Here is a 21,647-nt window from a genome sequence, read left to right as displayed (position 1 = left end):
CCCGATCATGACCGATGTCAGCCAGGCCAGCAAACAGTCCAGTCCCATTGCGGGTGGCGAGGGCTTCGACGTGGCCAAGCTGCTGCTCGAGGGTCGGGCTTTCTTTGCCCTGATCGTCATCATCGTCGTCTTCTCGATCCTGTCGCCCTACTACCTCTCGGTGGCGAATTTCCTGACCATGGCCTCGCATGTCGCCATCTTCGGGATTCTCGCCGTCGGCATGCTGCTTGTCATCCTCAATGGCGGCATCGACCTGTCGGTGGGCTCGACGCTTGGGCTTGCCGGCGTCGTTGCCGGATTTCTGATGCAGGGCGTGACGCTGACCTGGCTGGGCGTCGTTGTCTATCCGCCGGTCTGGGTGGTCGCGGTGCTGGCCTGCATGCTTGGCGCTGTCGTCGGCCTGGTCAACGGCGTGCTGATCGCGCGGTTCAAGGTTCCGGCCTTCGTCGCCACGCTTGGCGTCATGTACATGGCACGTGGCCTGGCGCTGTTGATGACCAGCGGCCTGACCTACAACAATCTCGGCGGCAAGCCGGAGCTGGGCAACACCGGCTTCGACGCGCTCGGCTTCAACCGCCTGTTCGGCGTGCCGACCGGCGTGGTGGTGCTGGTGGTCATCGCGCTGATTGGTAGCATCGTCTTGAACCGCACCGCTTTCGGCCGCTGGCTCTACGCCTCGGGCGGTAATGAGCGCGCCGCTGAACTCTCCGGCGTTCCGGTCAAGACGGTGCAGATTTCGGTCTATGTGCTTTCAGGCATCTGCGCCGCCATTGCCGGCCTGATCCTGTCCTCGCAGCTGACCTCGGCCGGGCCGACCGCGGGCACCACCTACGAATTGACGGCCATCGCTGCCGTCGTCATCGGCGGCGCGGCGCTGACCGGCGGGCGCGGCAACATCCGCGGCACCTTGCTCGGGGCCTTCGTCATCGGCTTCCTGTCCGACGGTCTGGTGATCATCGGCATCTCATCCTACTGGCAGACAGTGTTCACCGGCGCCGTCATCGTGCTCGCCGTGCTCCTCAATGCCGTTCAGTATCGCCGCCGTAGCAAGCTCCCAGCTTCCACGGGCGGCCAACCGACTTCTCAGAAACGGGGGAAGGCCGAACCGGCCAATCCTGCCCAAGGGAAGACTGCCGGGTGACCGGCAGCAACACCGCGTAAATCATTGGAGGAATGTACATGAAAATCGTGCTTAGAAGTTTGCTTGCTGCCGCAATGGTGGTTGGGTTTAGCGCAGCCGCATCGGCCGCGGGCCTGATCTCGATCATCGTCAACGATCCGGCCAACCCGTATTGGCTGACCGAGGGCAATGTCGCCAAAGCCGAGGCCGAAAAGCTCGGCTATACGGCCAATGTCGCTGCCCACAAGGGTGACACCAATACGGAAAGCAATCTGATCGATACCGCCATCACCAACAAGTCGGTGGCGATCATCCTCGACCCGGCCAATGCCGATGGTTCGGTCGGCGCGGTGAAGAAGGCGATTGCCGCCAACATCCCGGTTTTCCTCGTCAATGCCGAGATCAACCAGGAAGGCCTCGCCAAGGGACAGCTCGTCTCCAACAACGCGCAGGGTGCGGCTCTTGGTGCCCAGCAGTGGGTGCAGGCGGTCGGTGAAAAGGGCAAGTATGTCGAACTGCTCGGCGCCCCGTCGGACAACAACGCTGCCACGCGCTCGAACGGCTACGCGACCGTGCTGAGCCAGTATCCGGATCTCGAAAAGGCTGCTTCGCAGGTCGCCAACTGGGATCGCACCCAGGGCCACGACAAGATGCAGAGCATGCTGCAGGCCAATCCCGACATCATCGCCGTGATCAGCGGCAATGACGAAATGGCGCTTGGTGCGGTTGCGGCGCTGAAGGAAGCCGGCAAGCTCGCCGGCATCAAGGTCGGCGGCTTTGATGGCTCCCCGGATGCGGTTGCGGCCATCAAGTCCGGCGAACTGCAGTACACCGTGCTTCAGCCGGTGGCCATCTTCTCGGCGAAGGCCGTGCAGCAGGCCGACTCGTTCATCAAGACGGGCGCCACCGGCGCCACCAGCGAGAAGCAGCTGTTCGATTGCCTTCTCATCACCAAGGACAATGTGGACAAGTACACCGCACCCTTCGTGCTGTCGGAATAAACCTGCACAGGGGGTGTCCTTGCGGACACTCCCTGCCTCTTCTACGGCTTCCAGACAACAAAGACTGCTCCTTTGAATTGCCTTCATAACCATCCGGAACTTGCCGCATGAAAGACCTGCTGATCGGGATCGACGCGGGAACCTCCGTGATCAAATCGGTCGCTTTCGATCTTGCGGGGCGGCAGCTTGCCATGGCGTCGGTGACCAACAGCTTCGTCACGCTGGAGGGCGGCGGCGCCGAGCAGGATCTCGATCAGACCTGGCGCGACATGGTTGAGACGGTTCGCGAACTGGCGACGAAGCTTCCCGATCTCGCGCGGCGAATTGCGGCGGTGGCGATCACCGGGCAGGGCGACGGTACCTGGTTGATCGATGGCGACGGCATGCCGGTCGGGCGCGCCTGGCTCTGGCTCGATGCCCGCGCCGGCCATCTGGTGGACGAGATGCGCTGCGATGCCCGCGATCGCACGCGGTTCGAGATCACCGGCACCGGGCTCAACGCCTGCCAGCAAGGCGCCCAGCTCAGCTGGCTGAAAAGGAACAGCCCGGAAATCCTGGAGCGGGCCGCCACCGCCTTTCATTGCAAGGACTGGCTCTATTTCAAAATGACCGGCGAGCGCGCCACCGATCCGTCGGAAGGCACATTCACTTTCGGCGATTTCCGCTCGCGCAGCTATTCCGACGCGGTGCTCGACATTCTCGATCTGACGACACATCAGCGCTTGTTGCCGCCCATGCTTGAAGGCACGACCGACCATCACCCGCTGTCGCCATCGGCGGCGAGAGAGACCGGTCTGCTCGAAGGCACGCCGGTGGTGCTGGGTTACGTGGATATGGTCAGCACCGCGCTCGGAGCCGGCCTCTACGATCCAAGCGGCAATGTCGGCTGCACGGTCATCGGCTCCACCGGCATTCACACGCGCCTGGCCCACACCGCCGACGATGTCGTGCTCAACGACAATGCGTCCGGCTATACGATCGCCATGCCGGTTCCCGGCGCCTATGCGCAACTGCAATCCAACATGGCGGCGACGCTCAACATAGACTGGCTGCTTGGCCTGGCGCGCGACGTGCTGACTGCCAGCGGCGCCAAGCCTTCGCGCGACGAATTGCTGAAAGCACTCGATGCCTGGGTCGAAGGATCGGAGCCGGGATCGCTGGTCTATCAGCCCTATATCTCCCTCGCCGGGGAACGCGGACCGTTTGTCGATCCGGATGCGCGGGCAGGCTTCATCGGCCTTTCGGTCAAGCACGGTTTTGGCGATCTGGCGCGCGCGGTTCTTGAGGGATTGGCTTTCGCGGCGCGCGATTGCTACCAGGCAATGGGCGCGGTGCCGGGCGAAATCCGCCTGTCGGGCGGCGCGGCGCGCAGCCCTTCGCTGCGCCGCATCATCGCCGCAGTGACCCGCGCGCAAGTCAGGACGAGCAGCCGCCAGGAAGCAGGTGCTGCTGGTGCAGCGATGATGGCCGCGGTCGGGCTCGGCGTCTATCGCTCCATGGATGATTGTTGCGCTGAATGGGTGACGCCGCTTCTGGGCGAATGCGACACCTATGACGAGGCGCTTTCCCAAACCTACGATGCGCTGTTTCCATCCTTCGTCGCGGCACGCCAGGCGCTGCGGCCGGTATGGAAGGGCATGGCGCACCGCACAGGAGCAAAGTCTTGAGCGATATGTCTGATGTTGTCGATCTCTTCGTCATTGGTGGCGGCGTCAACGGCGCCGGGATAGCGCGCGATGCGGCCGGTCGAGGGCTGTCGGTCATCCTGTGCGAGAAGGATGATCTGGCGCAAGGCACCAGTTCGCGTTCCGGCAAGCTGGTGCATGGCGGCCTGCGCTATCTCGAATATTACGAGTTCCGGTTGGTGCGCGAAGCGCTGATCGAACGCGAGGTGCTGCTTGAGGCGGCGCCGCACATCATATGGCCGATGCGCTTCGTGCTGCCGCATAGCCCCGAGGACAGGCCGGCATGGCTTGTCCGGCTCGGTTTGTTTCTCTACGACCATCTTGGCGGCCGCAAGCGGCTGCCGGGAACGAGGACGCTGAACCTAAGAACGGCACCGGAAGGGGCGCCGATCAAGGACGAATTCAAGCTCGGCTTCGAATATTCCGACTGCTGGGTCGATGACGCCAGGCTGGTGCTGCTCAATGCGCTTGACGCCAGTCAGCGCGGCGCAAAAGTCTTTACTCGCACGGCCTGTATTGCTGCCAGGCGCGAAGGCGGCCTGTGGTCGATCGACATGCAGGACGGCCGCACCGGTGCTGTGACGAAGGTCCGCGCAAAGGGGCTGGTCAACGCCGCCGGGCCGTGGGTCAACGACATTGTGAGCCGCGTCGCCGGGCAGAATTCCACCCGCAACGTTCGCCTGGTGAAAGGCAGCCATATCGTCGTGCCCAAATTCTGGGAAGGACGGCAGGCCTACCTCATCCAGAACAACGACAAGCGGGTGATTTTCGTCAACCCGTATGAGAACGATCTGGCGCTGATCGGCACCACCGACATTCCCTATGAAGGCAAGCCCGAGGAAGTGGCCGCCGAGGCCAGCGAAGTCGATTATCTGATCAAGGTGGTCAATCGCTACTTCAAGCGCCAGCTGACTGCGCAGGACGTGGTCTACAGTTTCTCAGGTGTGCGACCGCTCTATGACGACAATGCCGACAACCCAAGCGCGGTGACACGCGACTACATCTTCGAACTCGACGCCCCGAATGGCGGCGCGCCGCTGCTTTCGGTGTTCGGCGGCAAGATCACCACCTTCCGCAAGTTGTCCGAACATGCGCTGGAAAAAATCCAGCCATTCTTCCCGACGATGAAGAAAGCCTGGACCGCCAAAATTCCCTTGCCGGGGGGCGACCTGCCCAACGCGGATTTCGAGCAGTTTTTGAGCGATCTGCACGCCGAGTTTTCCTCGCTTAGCCCGTCGCTGGTGAAGCACTATGCGCGAAGCTACGGCACGCGCACGCGCGCTTTGCTGAAAGGGGTGAAAAACGAAGCTGATCTCGGCCGTCGTTTCGGCCCGGATTTCTTTGAGCGCGAAGCTGCCTTCTTGTTCGAGACCGAATGGGCGATGACTGCTGCCGATGTTCTCGAACGCCGCACCAAGCACGGGTTGCACATCAATGCGGCCGAGCGGAAAACATTTGAAGACTGGTGCGCTAACCTCATGGCGGCGGCAAACTGATGGCCTTCACGCTTTCTCTCAACACCAACCCGCTGGTCAATCGTTTCGCTGATCCCGACGATTTGATCGACGCCATTGCCTATGGCATCGGCATCCGCGACGTGCAGCTGACGCATGAATTCGTCAATCCGGGCTGGCCGGCGGCAACGATTGCCAAATTCCTGCGCCTGTTCAACAGCGCGCTGGCGCGGACCGGCGTGCGCGTCACCTCAGGGATGACCGGGCCTTATGGCAGGCTCAACCATTTCGGCCATCCGGACGCAGATGTGCGCCGCTACTATGTCGACTGGTTCAAGACCTTTGCCGACATCTCCGCCGAACTCGGCGCTTCGGGCATGGGCACACAGTTCGCCATCTTCACCTATAAGGATTATGACGATCCGCAGCGGCGGGCAGCGCTTCTCGACGTCGCGCTCGAATGCTGGCGCGAAGTGGCCGAGCACGCCAAGGCAGCCGGCCTGACCTACCTGTTCTGGGAGCCGATGTCGGTGGGGCGGGAGTTTGGCCATACGATCGAAAGCTGCGTTGAATTGCAGGGCGCCATCGACGCGGCGAAGCTGCCGATCCCGATGAAGATGATGGTCGACATCGACCATGGCGACGTCACTTCACCCAACCCCGCCGACACCGATCCCTATGCCTGGGCGAAGGCATTTCCGCTGCAATCCCCGATCATCCATATCAAGCAGTCGTCCATGAACAAGGGTGGCCACTGGCCGTTCACGGCCGCCTACAACAAGGATGGTCGCATCCTTCCACAGAAGTTGCTCGACACCGTGCGACAGGGCGGCGGAACCGACAACGAGATTTGCCTTGAACTTTCGTTCCGGGAGAGGGAACCGGTCGATCATCAGGTGATTGCAATGATCCGCGAGTCGGTGGATTTCTGGGCGCCTTACATCGACAGCGGCCGCGACGATCTCAAGCCTCGGGCCTGAGGGAAAACGCCGGCTCGAAAGCCGGCGCCGATGCTGGCCGGGAAAACACGCGTCGTCCGAATTTCGGATCGAAGGAGAAAAGAATGACCCCATATTGGGTCGGCACGAGCTGGAAGATGAACAAGACGCTGGCGGAGGCATTGCAGTTCGCCGATGCGTTGGCGGCCTTCGTGCCCGGTTTCGATCCGGCGATACAGCCTTTCGTCATTCCGCCGTTCACCGCGGTGCGGCAGGTGAAGGCGGCGCTCGCCAACACCCGCGTGAAGGTCGGTGCCCAGAACATGCATTGGGCAGATGCCGGCGCCTGGACGGGAGAGATTTCGCCGGTGATGCTGAGGGATTGCGGGCTGGACCTGATCGAGCTTGGCCATAGCGAGCGTCGCGAGCATTTCGGCGAAACGGATGCGACGGTGGGATTGAAGACGGCGGCGGCGGTCAGGCATGGCCTGGTGCCGCTGATCTGCGTTGGCGAGACGTTGGCCGAGCGCGAAGGCGGCCGCGCCGATCATGTCCTGACCGCGCAGGTTCTCGGTGCACTGCAGGGCTTGAAGGACGACGAACTGTCGGCCGAAATCCTCTTTGCCTATGAGCCGGTCTGGGCGATCGGCGAGAAAGGCATTCCAGCAAGCGCGGACTATGCCGACAAGCAGCAGGCCCTGATCAAGCAGGTCGCCCAAAGCCGTTTGCCGGCCGCCCCGCTTGTGCTTTACGGCGGCAGCGTCAATCCAGGCAACGCGGCCGAACTGATCGGCCAGCCACATATCGACGGGCTGTTCATCGGCCGCTCGGCGTGGCAAGCGGAAGGTTACATCGACATTCTAAAAAAGGCGTCGGCCGCAATCGAGCGCTGACCGCGAAGCAAAAGGAGTTCATGTTATGAAGATCGCACTCGGAGCCGACAGCGCCGGCAAGCCGCTGCTCGACGTCATCGCCAAGCATCTCGCCACCAAACCCGAGCTGCAGGTCGTCGATCTCAGCCAGGCCGGATTCTACGCCGATATCGCCGCCGCAGTTGGCCACGAAATTATCGACGGCAACTACGATCGCGCCATCCTGTTTTGCGGCACCGGCATCGGCGTCAGCATCTCCGCCAACAAGGTGCCGGGCATTCGTGCAGCCTTGACCCACGACACCTATTCGGCGGAGCGCGCCGCAAAATCGAACAACGCCCAGATCATCACCATGGGTGCCCGCGTGATCGGTCCCGAACTGGCGAAATCGATCACCGACGCGTGGCTGGCCTCGGCGTTCGATCCGAACGGCCCGTCTGCAGCAAATGTGCAGGCCGTCGACAAGCTCGACGCGAAGCGCTGAAGATGCCGGGTAGAGTCAAGTCAAGCCTCTATCCTATTGCGTGAATATGATCTTTTCCGAAATGGAGATGGTCTAGCCGGTCAAGGCGATCCGCATCGCTTCGATCACGGTTACGGCAGACGCCGCTCCCGGATCCATGTGGCCAAGCGAGCGTTCGCCGAGGCGGGCGGCCCGTCCCTTGGTGGCGATCATCGCCTTGGTCGCCTCCGCGCCCGCCTTTGCCGCCTCGGCGGCAGCTGCAAGGCTGCCGGCCAGGCCCGTGCCGGCGGCCAGCGCCTCGCCCGCTGCCGTCGCAGCCGGCGCCCAGGCATCCATCATCGTCTTTTCGCCTGTTTCAGCCTTGCCGCGATCCTGGATGCCTTTGGCCATGGCCTGGAACATGGCGACCATGTCCGCCTCATCGAGCGTCGTCTTGCCTTTCACGGCTGCCGCGCCGCGCATGAACGCGGTGGCATAGAGCGGACCGGAGGACGCGCCGACGGCATTCAGGAACGACCTCGCCGCCGTGTTCAGCAAAGTGGTCGGTTCGGTGATCCCGGCGTCCAATGCGGCAACCGCGTCGCGTGCCGCGGAAAATCCAAGCTCCATCGCAATGCCGTGGTCGGCGTCGCCAATCACGCCGTCAAGCGCGCACAGCCGGTCCCGGTCGGCTGACATGGCGTCCGCAATGGCAGCGAACATTGCGGCAAGGTGGCCAGTGTCGATCGTTGTCATGTCTTTGTCCCCTTGCTGCTCTGACAGGCTTTAGCCGGCGCGAAACATGGCGCAGTCGCAAGGGTGGTCGAGCATCGTCTGCAACTCCTCGTCGAGGTGGTGCAGCGTGATCGAAGCGCCGGCCATTTCGAGCGAAGTGCAGTAATTGCCGACCCAGCTTGCGTGAATGGACACACCGATATCGTCAAGCCTCTGCTTCACGCGCCGGTTCATGATGTAGAGTTCCATCAGCGGTGTCGAACCGAGCGAATTGACCAGCACGGCGACCTTCTCGCCGCGTGCCGGCGCCATCTCGGCGAGGATCCTGTCCAGCATCTCGTCGGTGATCTCGTCGGCCGTTTTAAGCTTTCCGCGCGCGATCCCGGGTTCGCCATGGATGCCCATGCCGATCTCCATCTCGTCGGGTCCGATCTCAAAATTCGGCCGGCGGGTTTGCGGCAACGAACAAGGCGCCAACGCCACACCCATGGTGAATGTTTGGTCGTTGGCTTTCCGAGCGATGCGCTCGCATTCATCGAAGGACAACATGCGGTCGCAGGCGGCACCTGCCGCCTTGAAGATGAAGAAATTGCCCGCGACACCCCGTCTCTTGTGCCTGTCGCCCACGGGCGCGGAAGCGACGTCGTCGGTGCTCAGCACCGTGCGCACCTCAATATCGTCCATACCAGCCATCTCGGCCGCCATGTCGAAATTCATTACGTCGCCGGCATAGTTGCCGTACATGAACAGCACACCGGCGCCGCCATCTGCTGCCTTTGCGCATTCAAGGATCGGGTCGGGCGGCGGCGAGGCGAAGACGTTGCCGATGGCCGCCGCGTCTGCCAGCCCCCTGCCGACAAAGCCGAGAAAACTCGGCTCGTGGCCCGAGCCGCCACCAATGACGAGGCCTATCTTACCCTGGCGCGGTCCGTCGCGGGCGATGATCGAACGTGGGCTGCCGTCCACGCTTTTGAGATGGCGGGGATGCGCTGCCAGGATGCCTTCCAGCATCTCGTCGACGGTGCGATTGCCGTCATTGATGATCTTCTTGGTTTGCACCGGCGTCCTTCCGATTTGGTATTTTCATAGATGATACCGGGCGCAATCGAGATTTTCACCCCGGCAATTGATGTTTCCAAATGTTGGCTCTCTCTGGCACGGCCAGGATCTGCACGCCGTCGCTAATTTTTTGTCCGCCACCAAGGCAAAATTCTTCTTGCCAGCGGAACGTCCGCTTGCTGATGATTTTACCTCGCCAGACGTGACGGTGAAGATGATCAAGTCCGGTACGGCGGATTTCATCGGCCGCGCGCGGCCGTCGATTGCCGATCCCTTCCTGCCGAAGAAAGTGGAGGAGGGGCGGATCGAGGACATTCGCGAATGCATCGGCTGCAACATCTGCATCACCGGCGACATGACCATGTCGATCTCGCGCTGCCCGCAGAACCCGACATTCATGGAGGAGTGGCGCAAGGGGTGGCATCCCGAACGCATGCAGGCCAAGGGCGACAGCGTGCTGATCGTCGGTGCCGGCCTCGCCGGGCTGGAAGCCGCCCGCGCGCTCGGCCTGCGCGGTTATCAGGTGCCCATCGCTGAAGCCCGCACCGAGCTGGGGCGGCCGCGTGGCGCGCGTACACCCGGAACGTCTTCGTCATGAGAGAGGTCAAGGAAAACGCGCGATTGCCATTCTGACCAGCCGACCCCGTTTACCCACCACGTTCGGATCGCGTAGTGGCCGGAGCAGGTTCGACCCCCGTCACGAATGACGGTATTGGGCGCCAAGCAGGCTAAGACAGCCTGCCAGTTGCTTCTCCTTTTCAGGAGGCTTTACGAGCAAGGGAAAGGTTCCTTGCAGCGCCACTATGAGGCCTGGACCAAACCTGCACGACGGGCCGCTTTCAAAAATGCCCTTCTTGCTTGTTGCGGAGCCCGCCATCCGTCCAGGGAGTCGCGGCAAGTGCGGCAGGCAGCTCGATAGCTTGGTCCTCTCGCCCATTCTGGCCATTGGTCATGAAGGCACTCAAGTGCTTCCCAACTGCTGGCAACCACCCGCTCCCTTGAGGATCTCCCGCGCAGTCTCACTGGTTCGGGAAATCGAATATCCCTCATAGCTTTCTCCGCTCCCACAGACCGATTACATCGACTTGTTGTAGGGGCCTCTCGAAGCAGCTCCGAAAGCGCCAACTGCCTTGGCCGCGACGATGTCGCCTGCGGCCTGTACAAGCAAATCCATGCGGCGGGCGAAGGCAACAAAAGTGCTGCGAGCGGTTTCGGCATCCACCTCGCCGGCGAGGGCTGCCCGACAGGCATTGAGCGCGACGCCATGAGCAGGGTTTCGCTTCGATGGCGGCCATTCATCCAGCAGGACGAAGGCGTCTTTTACGCTTTGAATGTCGGTCGGAAACCCAAGACCCACGAACACCCTCACGGGATGCTGAAATTGATTGTGTTCCATGTTTTCCTCCGTTTCACGTGGTTAGCTCATTCGATCGGAAGCCTTTCCCAGGGCGCGTGCGCGATCGGTTGCGAGCGTCGCGCCTTAGCCTGCCGAATTCCCGTTTCCAGGAGAGCCTTTGCCGTCGGTAAGATTCCGCGCGGCCAGAAACATCACCGTGTATGCTGCTTTGCGCCGATCCCAACCCGCGGCCTCCGCTCTGTCGAGCAACTCGACCAGTATCGGGTCAAGCGCAACCTTCAGGTCTGCTTCGTAGTTCAGATCGGTGGCCGCGCGCGACGGCGGGGGGATTACGTTCAAGTTCATCACGTTCATGGCTCTACCCATTTGTCAGCGTGTCCGCGCCCACCGGGCGCGGACACAGCCGTTACCATCAGAAGTCCATGCCACCAGCCGGCATTGCCGGAACGGCGGGTTCCTTCTTCGGCTTCTCGGCAACCATCGCTTCCGTCGTTACCAGCAGGCCGGCAACCGATGCCGCATCCTGGAGCGCGGTCCGCACCACCTTTACCGGATCGATGACGCCCTCGTTGTAGAGGTCGCCGAACGCGTTGGTCTGTGCGTTCCAGCCCCAGCCGAATTCCGGCTTCTCGCGTAGCTTGCCGACGATGATCGAGCCTTCCGCGCCGGCGTTCTCGGCGATCTGGCGCACAGGCGCTTCGATCGCCCGGCGCACGATATCGATACCGTGCTTCTGGTCTTCATTTTCGGCCTGCACGCTGTCCAGTGCCTTGGCCGCACGCAGAAGCGCCACGCCGCCACCCGGCAACACGCCTTCCTCGACCGCAGCGCGCGTCGCATGCATGGCATCGTCGACACGGTCCTTGCGCTCCTTGACTTCGACCTCGGTCGAGCCGCCGACGCGGATGACAGCGACACCGCCTGCGAGCTTGGCCAGCCGCTCCTGCAGCTTTTCCCTGTCGTAGTCGGAGGTAGTCTCCTCGATCTGCGCCTTGATCTGACTGACGCGACCCTGGATCTCGCTCTTCGAGCCGGCGCCGTCGACGATGGTGGTGTTCTCCTTCTCGATCACCACCTTCTTGGCGCGGCCGAGCATGTTGAGCGTGACGTTTTCGAGTTTGATACCGAGATCTTCCGAGATTGCAGTACCGCCCGTGAGGATGGCAATATCCTCCAGCATTGCCTTGCGGCGGTCGCCGAAGCCGGGCGCTTTGACGGCGGCGACCTTAAGGCCACCGCGCAGCTTGTTGACGACCAGCGTCGCCAACGCTTCGCCCTCGACATCCTCAGCGATGATCAGCAGCGGTTTGGACGACTGCACGACAGCTTCCAGCACCGGAAGCAGCGCCTGCAGATTGGACAGCTTCTTCTCGTGGATCAGCACATAGGGCTCTTCGAGCTCGACGCGCATCTTGTCCTGGTTGGTGATGAAGTAGGGGCTGAGGTAGCCGCGGTCGAACTGCATGCCCTCGACGACTTCCAGCTCGGTCTCGGCGGTCTTGGCTTCCTCGACGGTGATGACGCCCTCATTGCCGACCTTCTGCATCGCTTCCGCAAGGAAGCGGCCGATCTCGGCGTCGCCATTGGCCGAGATGGTGCCAACCTGGGCGATCTCGTCATTCTTGGTCACCTTGCGGGCGTTGGTCTTCAACTCCTGGACTATCGCATCGACGGCCTTGTCGATGCCGCGCTTCAGGTCCATCGGGTTCATCCCCGAGGCGACGGCCTTCGCGCCTTCCTTGACGATCGCCTGTGCAAGCACGGTCGCGGTCGTGGTGCCGTCGCCCGCAAGGTCGCTGGTCTTCGAGGCGACCTCGCGCACCATCTGCGCGCCCATGTTCTCGAACTTGTCCTCGAGCTCGATTTCCTTGGCGACGGTGACGCCGTCCTTGGTGATGCGCGGCGCTCCGAACGACTTGTCGATGACCACATTGCGGCCCTTGGGGCCGAGCGTGACCTTCACCCCGTCGGCGAGGATGTTGACACCGCGCAGCATGCGCTCGCGGGCGTCGGAATGGAATTTCACTTCCTTGGCAGCCATTGGATCATTCCTTCAGTAGGCAGCTTCATTGACTGGATTGCGATTGAACCAGAGTTCGATCAGGCGGCTTTCTTGACCGTCGCGGTCTGCTCGATCACGCCCATCACGTCGCTTTCCTTCAGGATGAGCAGATCTTCGCCGCTGAGCTTGATCTCCGTGCCGGACCACTTGCCGAACAGGATGCGGTCGCCGATCTTGACGTCGAGCGGCGTGAGCTTGCCACTCTCGTCGCGGGCGCCTGGGCCGACGGCAATCACCTCGCCCTCCTGCGGCTTCTCCTTGGCGGTGTCGGGGATAATGATGCCGCCAGCCGTCTTCTCCTCGGCTTCGATGCGGCGGACCAGGATACGGTCATGCAATGGACGGAACGTCATATCGTTCTCCTTCAGGACAAACAGATTTTTGAGTTCCTCCACACCGGACCGGCAATATCGGCCGGTGCGGGGCGCCGCGACCCTTTTCAGGCATCGCGCGCATATCGAACTAGTTTTGCATTTTCTGCGTTTCAAGAGGTCTCTGAAAAAATTTTGGCACTCGGCATTCGGGAGTGCTAGCCACATGAATTCATGCAGCTATTTTTGCGGGGCGCGCGATTTTCAGGTCTTGAAATTCGGCCCGAACTCCACGAAATTTTTTGTGGTTGGAGACCCCAAAAAGGGTCACTGCAACACCAATGATGCCAAGGAGATTGTTAGGAAGCGGAGACTGTCGATGGAACGAACTTTCCCAAAAAACATCCCCTCGATCGCCCCTGAAACCACTGATCCTTCGCTCGACCGCCTGCTGTTTCCGGCGCGGCACTTTAGCCACCCCGATGAGGTGGTGGGCGACCGCACGCTCGACACTCAGGAGAAGCGCGCCATTCTTGCCTCATGGGCTTCTGATGCTTGCGCCGTCGACTCCATGCCTGCGCTGCGAAAGCAACCGGGTGCTGCGAGCCCGGTGACGTTTGACGCCGTCATGGATGCACTTCGCCGACTGGACGATAGTCGCGCTGAGGTAGGCTGTGACCTCGAGGAAGGGCGGGCCCGAGAACGCCCGCAAAGACTTGATGCCTGAACGCGTGCGATAGGAGAGACGCATGGTCAGCAGGGAATTCCGGCTGCAGATGGAGGGCTACGGTCTCACAACTGCGGAAATTCACTACCACCTTCCCGATCATCCGAGCCTTTTGCAGCTCTACGTTTGGCAGGAATACGACCTGGCACCGGAATTCCCGACCCTCAAGGGGTTCCTGGATTACTGGGAGCGCGAACTCGAAGGAGCGCTGCATTCCGTGCGAGTCGCCCATCACCGCCTTATCCGGCCTTCCGAATGGCAGGCCGTAGACGGCATCTTCACAATTCAATAGCCGGGTCCGCTCCCCTTGAACTGGAAAGTGGCGTTTCCAATCTTTTTATGTGTCCAGCGCGGCTTGCCGGATGTCGGGTTAGCAGGAGCCGAAGGATCGCATGGAAACGATGCTCTTTGAAAATCCGGTTTCCGCCGTTTTCCGTGGCGTTCGCCAAGCTCGCCGTTCAGTTGCCCCAAGGTTTGAAGGGAGGTCACTATGGAAAGCGCGACGTTCAAACAACCGGTTTTCGTAAGAGATGAGGGCGGTGTTGTCCAAAAGATCGGCTGTGTCATGGATGCGATAGAGTTTCTGGAAGAATGGCCGGTTGAAAGGCGCGGCCTCCTCCACGCTGCGGCGTCGGATGCATGCTACGCCGCGTACGATGGCCGGAAGTCTGTCGAGGCGGCGAACAGGGCCTTTATGACCTGGGCACGCAGGGTCGCCGTCATCGAGGATCTGCCCGCGGCGCCGCAGTGGATGACAGGGCCGAAGATCAGCAAAATAGACCATCTTTAGATAGTCAGGGCTAGTACTGCGGCGGCAATCTACCGCCGCAGCATCAAAGCGGTGCGTCACCGGGCAAGGGGAGCGGGAAGCCGAGCGAGCGAGGCACCGGACGCGATGATCTCCGCAATCGTCACGTCGTCTATGAATCCGAGGACCGAGACGACGTCTTGGCGTGTCATAGCCATCCTTTTCCTCCGTTCGAAATACCTGCGAAGTAGATGGGGCATTCGCTGGAGAGCTTGCCACCCTGCCATTCGAAGGCGGTCGCGAGACTGCTTTAGCGTTCGCTCTTGACACGGCCGAAATCGATTCCCAACTCATCTTTGTCGGTCGCCGCGCAAGGGGCCGATGTGTCAGGGAGCGCCAGGCTTCTTGGCGTTCCCTCCTATCTATGTTGCTCCAAGGAGGATGTAGCTATGAGAACGAACCTGGACTTTTCCCCCTTCTATCGGTCGAGCATCGGCTTTGACCGCATCTTCAACCTGCTCGAAAACGCCAGCCCCCCGCAGAACGCGGATAGCTGGCCGCCATACGATATCGCCAAGCTCGGCGAAGACACCTACCGCATTGTCCTCGCGGTCGCCGGTTTCGGCGAAGACGAGCTTACGATCACGCATGAGCCAAATATGCTCATGATCGAGGGCGCCAAGACAGAGAACGACGGGGTTCAGTACCTCCATCATGGCCTGGCGCTGAGGTCGTTCGCGCGCCGCTTCGAGCTCGCCGATCATGTGACCATAGTCGGGGCAAAGCTCGAAAACGGTCTGCTGATCATCGACCTCAAGAAGGAAATTCCCGAGGAGATGAAGCCGCGCCGCATCGCGATTCATGTCGATACCGGCAAGAATGCGGCCTCCAAGGGCATTGAAAGCGCGGCGGCCTGATCTTTGGCGGTCGGCCTGCAGCAGACACCCGTCCTGTCGTGGATGGGGTCCGGGTGCGACCCATAAAACGGAAGGAGAAGGACAAATGAGCGTACGTGACTTGATTCCCTGGAGCCGTGGCGGCAGCCAGGCACCGAGCATTTATCGCAGTGACGACATGGATCCGTTCCTGTCGTTGCACCGAAATGTCAACCGGCTATTCGACGAGGTGTTCCGCGGTTTTGACACGCCTTCGGTTCTTGGCCGCGTGCCTCCTCTCAATGGCACTTGGCCAAGCGTGGAGTTCTCGGAAACCGATAAGGAAATCCGGGTGACGGCCGAAATCCCGGGCCTCGATGAAAACGACGTCGAGGTCATGCTGGATGATGGTGTTCTGACGCTTCGCGGCGAGAAGAAAGCAGAGACCGAGGACAAGGACCGTCAGTTCAGCGAACGCTATTATGGGCGTTTTGAGCGGCGCTTCAGTCTCGGCCGTGAGGTTGAAGACGACAAGGTGGCGGCCACATTCAAGAACGGTGTGCTCACGGTGACACTGCCGAAGACCAAAAAGGCGCAGGCAAACGCCAAACGCATTGCAATCAACGGCAGCAAATGAGGTTCGCGAAGGAAGGCCGGGGCTCGTCGAGCCCCTGGCCTCTGCAGATAGCGAGGATGGTCAAATGGCGTCCGACAGCCTCAAACGAAAGAGCCGCATCATGTGATGCTGAATCAACCCTTGCAATCCCAGGGAGGTAACAAATGACCAGTCTGGCTTTCCTTGCCCCCGTGCAGGTTAAGACCAGTGACGTGATACACGACATCAACTCGGTGCGGGAGGCGCTGGTATTCTTGAATCAATGGCCGAGGGCCCGTCGGGGACCGGTATACAGCTGCGCCGTGAGAAGCTGCAACGCCGCGATTGCTGGTCAGATGACAACCGATCAGGCGCGGCAGGCATTTGTCGGCTTTGCCAGGATAGCTGGGGTGCTGGCCAAATCCGATTTTGCGCCACTGACCGGGGCTGATCAAAAGCTGTCCGTTTCTGGGCGCAGTCCCTGATTTTCAGTTCAGGGTTTCTCCTGGATGCGCATAGGCAGTTTTCCTCGATGATCTTGCCGATGACGCCGAACTGAGAGGGACGGTCCTGCGCCGTCCGGTTTCGGGTTCTGACGATATCAAGCGCCTGGTCGGGGCCGTCGGCACACTCTACGCCTCACAGACGCCCACCTTCTATGGGGCGATCGATCAGCGCCATTACCTGCAATACAAGGCAACACTTCGCGCCGGTCTCGATCTGGACGCGGTGGGCGTCATCGAGCGTGACGAGACCGGACTCGTTCGGCGCGTGACGATGACGTTTGCGCCTTTGGACGCCGCGCTGTCACTGTCGGCAGGACTGGGCGACATCGTCGGGGAGGAGTTTGGTAACGATCTCTTTTACGACGCGTCGGCGAACAAGATCGCGGCCTCCTGATTGCCAGACTCGCATACGATCATAGGCAAAGGCGCCAGGGGCGGGGCTACGGCCAGCCCCCGGCCTTTCGCGCACCATCAGCCGCGAAGGAACGCCAGCAGGTCAGCGTTCAAGCGATCCTTGTCGACATGCAGCAGCCCATGGGAGCCGCCTTCGTAGACAATGAGCTTGGCATGCGGAACTAGCCCGGCGGTCAACTTCGCGGAGATTTCCAGCGGCACGATCTGGTCGTCACTGCCGTGGACCACCAGAGCGGGGAACGGTGATCTTCTTCAGGTCGTCGCGGAAATCGGTTTCCGAGAAGGCGCCAAGCGCATGATAGGCGGCGAGAAACCCGGTTGCCTGTCCCTGACGCCAGTAACTCTCCCGCAGACCTTCCGACACATGCGCGCCCGGACGGTTGAAGCTGTAGTATGGCATGGTGACGTCAAGATTCCACTGCGACCGGTTTGCCTGCACGGCGGCGCGGAACGTATCGAACAGCTCCTTGGGAGCACCGTTCGGATTGGTCGCGGTCTTGAGCAGGAAGGGCGTCACCGATGAAACCAAGGCGACCCTGGCGACACGGCTCTGGCCATGGCGCGCGATATAGCGTGCGACCTCGCCACCCCCCATCGAATGACCGACGAAGGTCGCCTCGCGCAGATCGAGCGCCTCGACCAGTTGCGCCAGATCATCGGCGAAAGTGTCGTAGTCGTAACCACCGGGGGGCTGGCTCGATCGGCCAAAACCCCGACGGTCGTGGGCGATGACGCGATAGCCATTCTGCAACAGGAAGAACATCTGGTCTTCCCAGGCGTCGGACGAGAGCGGATAGCCATGGCTGAACACCACGGCCGGCCCGGTGCCCCAGTCCTTGAAATAGAGGCTGGTGCCGTCTTTCGTCACGAGGCGGTCGCCTGTGGGCTTGCCGGCGCGGGCAGGCGCGAGGGTCTTTGCATCGGCGGGGGTTGAGCCGGCGCCAACCGCAGCAAGTCCGACGCCGGCGATGGCGGCCCCTTTCAGCAGGTTGCGCCGGGAAGCGCTGTCGGGTGTTGAGATCGTGGACATGAGGAAACTCCGTGAGGTTATGCCGCTTGGGCGGCGCGAGTGGCGAATGGGGTGGGACGTGTCGGTGCGATGTTCGGACCGCTTTCGTGTGGAGGATTAGAAACCGAGCCTGCCCTGATCCTCGGCGACGAACATCTGGCCGCTGCGATTCTTGACGCTCGGCAGTTCGGAGACCTTTGCGCGCCAGGACTTCAGCGCGGAATGATCGTCAGGGATGGCAATGCCGGCAGCGTCCGCGAACATCAACCCGGCAAACACCGTAATGTCGGCCATCGAGAAGGCATCGCCGGCGACGAACGAACGGTCCTGCAGCACCGTGTCGAAATACCTCATGCCGGCGAGCGCCTTATCGCGCTGGCGATTGCCCCAGTCCTGACGGCCAGCCCATTCCGGGCTCTTGAACACCTGCAGCTCGGCGCCTAGGCCCGGCGTTGCGTGATGGAAGTAGTTGCCAACCGCATCGAGTAACTCGGTCTCGGCCCGCTTCTGCATCATGTGGATGACGGCCTTTTCCTTCGGCGTCTTGCCGGTGAGTCGCGGATCGCCGTCGAGATTGTCGAGGTATTCGGTGATGGCGGTGGCCTCCGCGATGTAGGTGCCGTCCTCGAGCTGGAGGACCGGCAGCACGCCCGAGGGGTTCTTTTCGAGGAAAGCCGGCTGTTTGTGCTCGGTGCCGATGAGGTCGACGGAGACGAACTCGACCTGCGGTTCGAGACCCTTCTCGGCGAGCACGATGCGGACACGGGCAGGATTGGGAAAGCCGGGGCGATCGAAGATTTTCATAGGGATTCCTTTTATCTGTCTATCGATAGATAGGTTGCGGATGCCGCTTACCTCTTCCCTTTTGCGGCGTCAACAACTATCTATCGAGTGATAGGTACGGATTGATGATGGCTAAAACCAAAACGGATATGCGCGAGGCGGTCATGACCGCCGCAAGAGCGACGGTGCAGTCGCATGGCTACAATGCGCTCAGCTTTCGCGAACTCGCGAAAGAGGTGGGGATCAAAAGCGCCAGCGTGCACTACCACTTCCCGACCAAGGGCGACCTCGGTGCGGCGTTGGCGCGTCGCTACACCGAGGAGGGGGCAGCCTATCTCGCTGAGCTCCTGGCAACGTCCGAGAACGTGACCTGGTGCATGGACAAATATACCGAGATATTTCGCTCGGCTCTGGCCAACGACAATCGCATGTGCCTGTGCGGGATCATGAGCGCGGAACTTGACGACCTTCCCACGGAGGTTCGGACCGAGGTCGACAAATTCGCCGCTATGAACGTCGGTTGGCTAGCCAAGGTGCTCCCGCGGGCCAAGCCTTCCGCAACCGACCAAGACCTGCAGGAGCACGCGATGGCGATCTTCGCAGCCATCGAGGGGGCCCAGTTGGTCGCGCGCGGCTGCCGGGACATCGGCATTTATGACCGGACGATCCGAGCCTACCGAGCGACAGGTCTTGTCCCCTAACGGTCGATGCGCCAACCATGCGGAACGATACGGGAAGATTTCTGAACGGTCATTGGAGTCAAACTTTGCACTGCCTGGGAGCGACATCGTCTGCGGGCATTCGGCCTGTCCGGAAATTTTCAGGCCACGTCCCGCCGAATTGGCTTGCGATCGTCAGTCGCGAACACCGCGCTCGCCTCGCTGACGATAGAGACATGGTCCCTGGCGGCCTTGCCCGCAGCCACGCTGTCTCCGCGCATGATTGCGGTGACAATTAGGTCGTGTTCCTGCCAGGATTTGGCCAGCCGTCCGGGTAGCATGAACTGCGCGCGGCGGAAGGGTGCCAACCGGCTGCGGGTCATCACGGTGAGATCGTGGATATGCGTATTGTGGGCACCACGATAAAGCCGGCTATGGAACTCGGTGTTGAAATATTCGTAGTCCTCCTCGGCGCCCAGCTGAACCATCCGCGCTGAAGCCTGGTGCTCGATCTCGAGCCCGCGGCGCTCGCTGCTGGTCATGCGCTCGGCCGAGAAGCGCGCGCAGATCGCCTCCAGTTCGGCCATGCTCTCGAACATAGAGGCGAGATGCTCCTGCGTTACGACGGCAACGATAGCGCCCCTGTTGGGTCGCCTCTCGACCAGGCCCATGGCGCTGAGCTGGCCGAGCGCCTCCCTGACCGGGGTGCGTGATACGTCGAAGCGGGCGGCGAGCGAGGCCTCGTCCAGCTTTTCGCCGGGGCGCAGGTAGCCGGTGACGATCCGGTCGCCGATCGCCCGCACCATCTGATCCACGGTCGTGCCCGACCTGATCAAGCTGCGCTTCCCCGACAAGTTTCCTCCGTCGCGTCTTCTCATGGAGTCGGCCGACTCGTTGGTCCTTCGACTCGATATGCCCTCTATGCCTCTATTTTAATCTGTCTGTCAAACTGGCTATTTTCAAGGCAAAAAGTGCATGCAATTGCCTCTGCTGTGAGCACGACCCTTCGACATGATAACTGATTCTATTGGATAAATTTCAATTCGAAAACTGGCACGGTGATTGCATGCACTTTCTTGACGGCATGTTAACCGACCCGGAAAAGGGTCCCAAAGGGGAGCATTCACTATGACCGACAGATTCATGCTTAACCGCCGCCAATTGCTCAAGACCTCCGCCGCAGGAGCCGCACTCGGCCTGGCCTCGGCATCCTTTCCGATCAGCCGTGCCTTCGCCGCCGCCGCCGCCGTCGGCTTCATCTATGTCGGCCCCAAGGACGACTACGGCTACAACCAGGCGCATGCCGAGGGGGCGGCGTCGCTGAAAGGCATCGAAGGCATCTCCGTCGTCGAGGAGGAAAACGTTCCCGAGACGGTCGACGTCCAGAAGACGATGGAATCGATGATCAATCTCGATGGTGCCTCGCTGATCTTCCCGACCTCCTTCGGCTATTTCGATCCGCACATGCTGGCCATGTGCGCGAAATTCCCCGACGTGCAGTTCCGCCATTGCGGCGGCATGTGGGACAAGGCCAAGCACCCGATGAATGCCGGTTCCTATTTCGGCTATATCGGCATGGGCCAGTATCTCAACGGCGTCGTCGCCGGCCACACCTCGAAGAGCAAAAAACTCGGCTTCGTCGCCGCCAAGCCGATCCCGCAGGTACTGCTCAACATCAACTCCTTCCTGCTCGGCGCACGCTCGGTCGACCCGACGATCACCTGCCAGGTCATCTTCACCGGCGAGTGGTCGCTGGCGGTCAAGGAGGCGGAAGCCACCAACGCCCTGGTCGACCAGGGCGCCGACGTCATCACTTGCCATGTCGACAGCCCGAAAGTGGTGGTCGAGACGGCCGCCGGCCGCGGCGCCTTCGTCTGCGGCTATCACGCCAACCAGAGCCCGCTGGCGCCGGAAAAATACCTCACCGGTGCCGAGTGGAACTGGGCCAAGGTCTACAAGATGTTCGTCGACGACCTCATCGCCGGCACGCCGCTTCCCAATTTCACCCGCGGCGGACTGGCCGACGGCTTCGTCAAGATGAGCCCGCTCGGTCCCGCCGTCGGCGAGGCGGCCCGCAAGCAATTCGACGCCACCCTGGCCGAAATGATGAAGGGCGGCTTCTCCGTCATCAAGGGCCCGCTGAAGAGCAACAAGGGCGCCGTCGTGGCGACGGAAGGCCAGGCCTTCGTTGAGACCGCCATCGAGCTCGAAAGCATGGACTATCTCGTCGAGGGCGTCGTCGGCTCGACCGCCTGAAGCTGAGCGCGGAGACGGGCACCATGACGGATACGACCA

At 61.5% G+C, this 21,647-nt stretch carries 26 protein-coding genes and 1 pseudogene; 17 read left to right on the top strand and 10 right to left on the bottom strand.

What is annotated here, in order from left to right:
* Positions 1–7 precede the first annotated feature (7 nt).
* The 7 genes from AC1DXM_RS03615 (at position 8) to derI (ending at position 7,554) form a co-directional block, all read left to right on the top strand.
* Complete coding sequence (locus AC1DXM_RS03615; RefSeq protein ID WP_477231789.1) at positions 8–1,141, top strand: ABC transporter permease; 1,134 nt, start codon at positions 8–10, stop codon at positions 1,139–1,141.
* Positions 1,142–1,179: 38 nt separating this feature from the next.
* Positions 1,180–2,121 carry a D-ribose ABC transporter substrate-binding protein gene (locus AC1DXM_RS03610; protein WP_081726801.1) on the top strand — a complete coding sequence of 314 codons (942 nt, stop codon included), beginning with the start codon at positions 1,180–1,182 and terminating at the stop codon, positions 2,119–2,121.
* A gap of 107 nt (positions 2,122–2,228) precedes the next feature.
* Complete coding sequence (locus AC1DXM_RS03605; protein WP_477231788.1) at positions 2,229–3,788, top strand: FGGY family carbohydrate kinase; 1,560 nt, start codon at positions 2,229–2,231, stop codon at positions 3,786–3,788.
* Between the two features lie 5 nt (positions 3,789–3,793).
* Complete coding sequence (locus AC1DXM_RS03600; RefSeq protein ID WP_477231970.1) at positions 3,794–5,302, top strand: glycerol-3-phosphate dehydrogenase; 1,509 nt, start codon at positions 3,794–3,796, stop codon at positions 5,300–5,302.
* Complete coding sequence (locus tag AC1DXM_RS03595; protein WP_477231787.1) at positions 5,302–6,240, top strand: sugar phosphate isomerase/epimerase family protein; 939 nt, start codon at positions 5,302–5,304, stop codon at positions 6,238–6,240. The genes AC1DXM_RS03600 and AC1DXM_RS03595 overlap by 1 nt, the downstream gene beginning before the upstream one ends.
* Before the next feature lie 83 nt (positions 6,241–6,323).
* A complete protein-coding gene (locus AC1DXM_RS03590; RefSeq protein ID WP_477231786.1) occupies positions 6,324–7,091 on the top strand; it encodes a triose-phosphate isomerase in 768 nt (255 codons plus the stop codon).
* A 25-nt stretch (positions 7,092–7,116) separates the two neighbouring features.
* Positions 7,117–7,554 (top strand): D-erythrulose-4-phosphate isomerase, encoded by a 438-nt coding sequence (gene derI / locus AC1DXM_RS03585; RefSeq protein ID WP_477231785.1) that lies wholly within the window; start codon positions 7,117–7,119, stop codon positions 7,552–7,554.
* 72 nt (positions 7,555–7,626) lie between these two features.
* Here derI and dhaL read toward each other — a convergent pair whose 3' ends face one another.
* Both dhaL and AC1DXM_RS03575 read right to left on the bottom strand, forming a co-directional pair.
* Positions 7,627–8,268, bottom strand: coding sequence for a dihydroxyacetone kinase subunit DhaL (gene dhaL, locus AC1DXM_RS03580; protein ID WP_477231784.1), 642 nt, complete (start codon positions 8,266–8,268; stop codon positions 7,627–7,629).
* Positions 8,269–8,298: 30 nt separating this feature from the next.
* The gene (locus AC1DXM_RS03575; RefSeq protein ID WP_477231783.1) at positions 8,299–9,306 is read right to left on the bottom strand and encodes a dihydroxyacetone kinase subunit DhaK; all 1,008 of its coding nucleotides are present in this window, start codon (positions 9,304–9,306) and stop codon (positions 8,299–8,301) included.
* 157 nt (positions 9,307–9,463) lie between these two features.
* On the opposite strand from AC1DXM_RS03575, the gene AC1DXM_RS03570 reads away from it, so the two are divergent.
* The gene (locus tag AC1DXM_RS03570; RefSeq protein WP_477231782.1) at positions 9,464–9,904 is read left to right on the top strand and encodes an NAD(P)-binding protein; all 441 of its coding nucleotides are present in this window, start codon (positions 9,464–9,466) and stop codon (positions 9,902–9,904) included.
* A 203-nt stretch (positions 9,905–10,107) separates the two neighbouring features.
* Here the strand turns inward: AC1DXM_RS03570 and AC1DXM_RS03565 are convergent, their stop codons facing one another.
* The 5 genes from AC1DXM_RS03565 to groES form a co-directional block, all read right to left on the bottom strand.
* Entirely contained in the window at positions 10,108–10,356 is a 249-nt protein-coding gene (locus AC1DXM_RS03565) for a DUF982 domain-containing protein (RefSeq protein ID WP_477231781.1), read from the bottom strand.
* A 25-nt stretch (positions 10,357–10,381) separates the two neighbouring features.
* Complete coding sequence (locus AC1DXM_RS03560; protein ID WP_477231780.1) at positions 10,382–10,702, bottom strand: DUF982 domain-containing protein; 321 nt, start codon at positions 10,700–10,702, stop codon at positions 10,382–10,384.
* 84 nt (positions 10,703–10,786) lie between these two features.
* Positions 10,787–11,017 (bottom strand): hypothetical protein, encoded by a 231-nt coding sequence (locus tag AC1DXM_RS03555; protein ID WP_477231779.1) that lies wholly within the window; start codon positions 11,015–11,017, stop codon positions 10,787–10,789.
* A 58-nt stretch (positions 11,018–11,075) separates the two neighbouring features.
* Positions 11,076–12,704 (bottom strand): chaperonin GroEL, encoded by a 1,629-nt coding sequence (gene groL / locus AC1DXM_RS03550; RefSeq protein WP_477231778.1) that lies wholly within the window; start codon positions 12,702–12,704, stop codon positions 11,076–11,078.
* 59 nt (positions 12,705–12,763) lie between these two features.
* Positions 12,764–13,078: a co-chaperone GroES gene (gene groES / locus AC1DXM_RS03545; protein ID WP_477226520.1), complete on the bottom strand. Its 315-nt coding sequence runs from the start codon at positions 13,076–13,078 to the stop codon at positions 12,764–12,766.
* 184 nt (positions 13,079–13,262) lie between these two features.
* Between groES and AC1DXM_RS03540 the strand changes: the two genes are divergently transcribed.
* The 7 genes from AC1DXM_RS03540 (at position 13,263) to AC1DXM_RS03510 (ending at position 16,881) form a co-directional block, all read left to right on the top strand.
* The gene (locus AC1DXM_RS03540) at positions 13,263–13,763 is read left to right on the top strand and encodes a hypothetical protein (protein ID WP_477231777.1); all 501 of its coding nucleotides are present in this window, start codon (positions 13,263–13,265) and stop codon (positions 13,761–13,763) included.
* Positions 13,764–13,785: 22 nt separating this feature from the next.
* Positions 13,786–14,055, top strand: a complete 270-nt coding sequence (locus AC1DXM_RS03535) for an usg protein (RefSeq protein WP_352561483.1) — start codon at positions 13,786–13,788, stop codon at positions 14,053–14,055.
* A 198-nt stretch (positions 14,056–14,253) separates the two neighbouring features.
* On the top strand, positions 14,254–14,553 hold the full coding sequence (locus AC1DXM_RS03530) for a DUF982 domain-containing protein (protein ID WP_477231776.1): 300 nt from the start codon (positions 14,254–14,256) through the stop codon (positions 14,551–14,553).
* A gap of 407 nt (positions 14,554–14,960) precedes the next feature.
* Positions 14,961–15,428 (top strand): Hsp20 family protein, encoded by a 468-nt coding sequence (locus AC1DXM_RS03525; RefSeq protein ID WP_477231775.1) that lies wholly within the window; start codon positions 14,961–14,963, stop codon positions 15,426–15,428.
* 85 nt (positions 15,429–15,513) lie between these two features.
* Complete coding sequence (locus AC1DXM_RS03520; RefSeq protein WP_477231774.1) at positions 15,514–16,023, top strand: Hsp20/alpha crystallin family protein; 510 nt, start codon at positions 15,514–15,516, stop codon at positions 16,021–16,023.
* A 143-nt stretch (positions 16,024–16,166) separates the two neighbouring features.
* A complete protein-coding gene (locus AC1DXM_RS03515; RefSeq protein WP_477231773.1) occupies positions 16,167–16,466 on the top strand; it encodes a DUF982 domain-containing protein in 300 nt (99 codons plus the stop codon).
* 244 nt (positions 16,467–16,710) lie between these two features.
* Positions 16,711–16,881 carry a hypothetical protein gene (locus AC1DXM_RS03510; protein WP_477231772.1) on the top strand — a complete coding sequence of 57 codons (171 nt, stop codon included), beginning with the start codon at positions 16,711–16,713 and terminating at the stop codon, positions 16,879–16,881.
* Between the two features lie 77 nt (positions 16,882–16,958).
* Here AC1DXM_RS03510 and AC1DXM_RS03505 read toward each other — a convergent pair.
* A pseudogene (locus AC1DXM_RS03505) lies at positions 16,959–17,931 on the bottom strand (alpha/beta fold hydrolase).
* Positions 17,932–18,027: 96 nt separating this feature from the next.
* Positions 18,028–18,714, bottom strand: coding sequence for a glutathione S-transferase family protein (locus AC1DXM_RS03500; protein ID WP_477231771.1), 687 nt, complete (start codon positions 18,712–18,714; stop codon positions 18,028–18,030).
* A gap of 104 nt (positions 18,715–18,818) precedes the next feature.
* Here AC1DXM_RS03500 and AC1DXM_RS03495 point away from each other — a divergent pair, with 104 nt between their 5' ends.
* On the top strand, positions 18,819–19,394 hold the full coding sequence (locus tag AC1DXM_RS03495; RefSeq protein WP_477231770.1) for a TetR/AcrR family transcriptional regulator: 576 nt from the start codon (positions 18,819–18,821) through the stop codon (positions 19,392–19,394).
* 119 nt (positions 19,395–19,513) lie between these two features.
* On the opposite strand, the gene AC1DXM_RS03490 is transcribed toward AC1DXM_RS03495, so the two are convergent.
* Entirely contained in the window at positions 19,514–20,188 is a 675-nt protein-coding gene (locus AC1DXM_RS03490) for a GntR family transcriptional regulator (RefSeq protein WP_192259606.1), read from the bottom strand.
* A gap of 292 nt (positions 20,189–20,480) precedes the next feature.
* On the opposite strand from AC1DXM_RS03490, the gene AC1DXM_RS03485 reads away from it, so the two are divergent.
* The gene (locus tag AC1DXM_RS03485; protein ID WP_477231769.1) at positions 20,481–21,608 is read left to right on the top strand and encodes a BMP family ABC transporter substrate-binding protein; all 1,128 of its coding nucleotides are present in this window, start codon (positions 20,481–20,483) and stop codon (positions 21,606–21,608) included.
* The last annotated feature ends 39 nt before the right edge of the window (positions 21,609–21,647 follow it).

It is taken from the genome of Mesorhizobium sp. P3_A2, from assembly GCF_056403115.1.
Note: the sequence above shows the minus strand (reverse complement) of the source record. Positions and strands in the feature narration are given on the sequence as shown.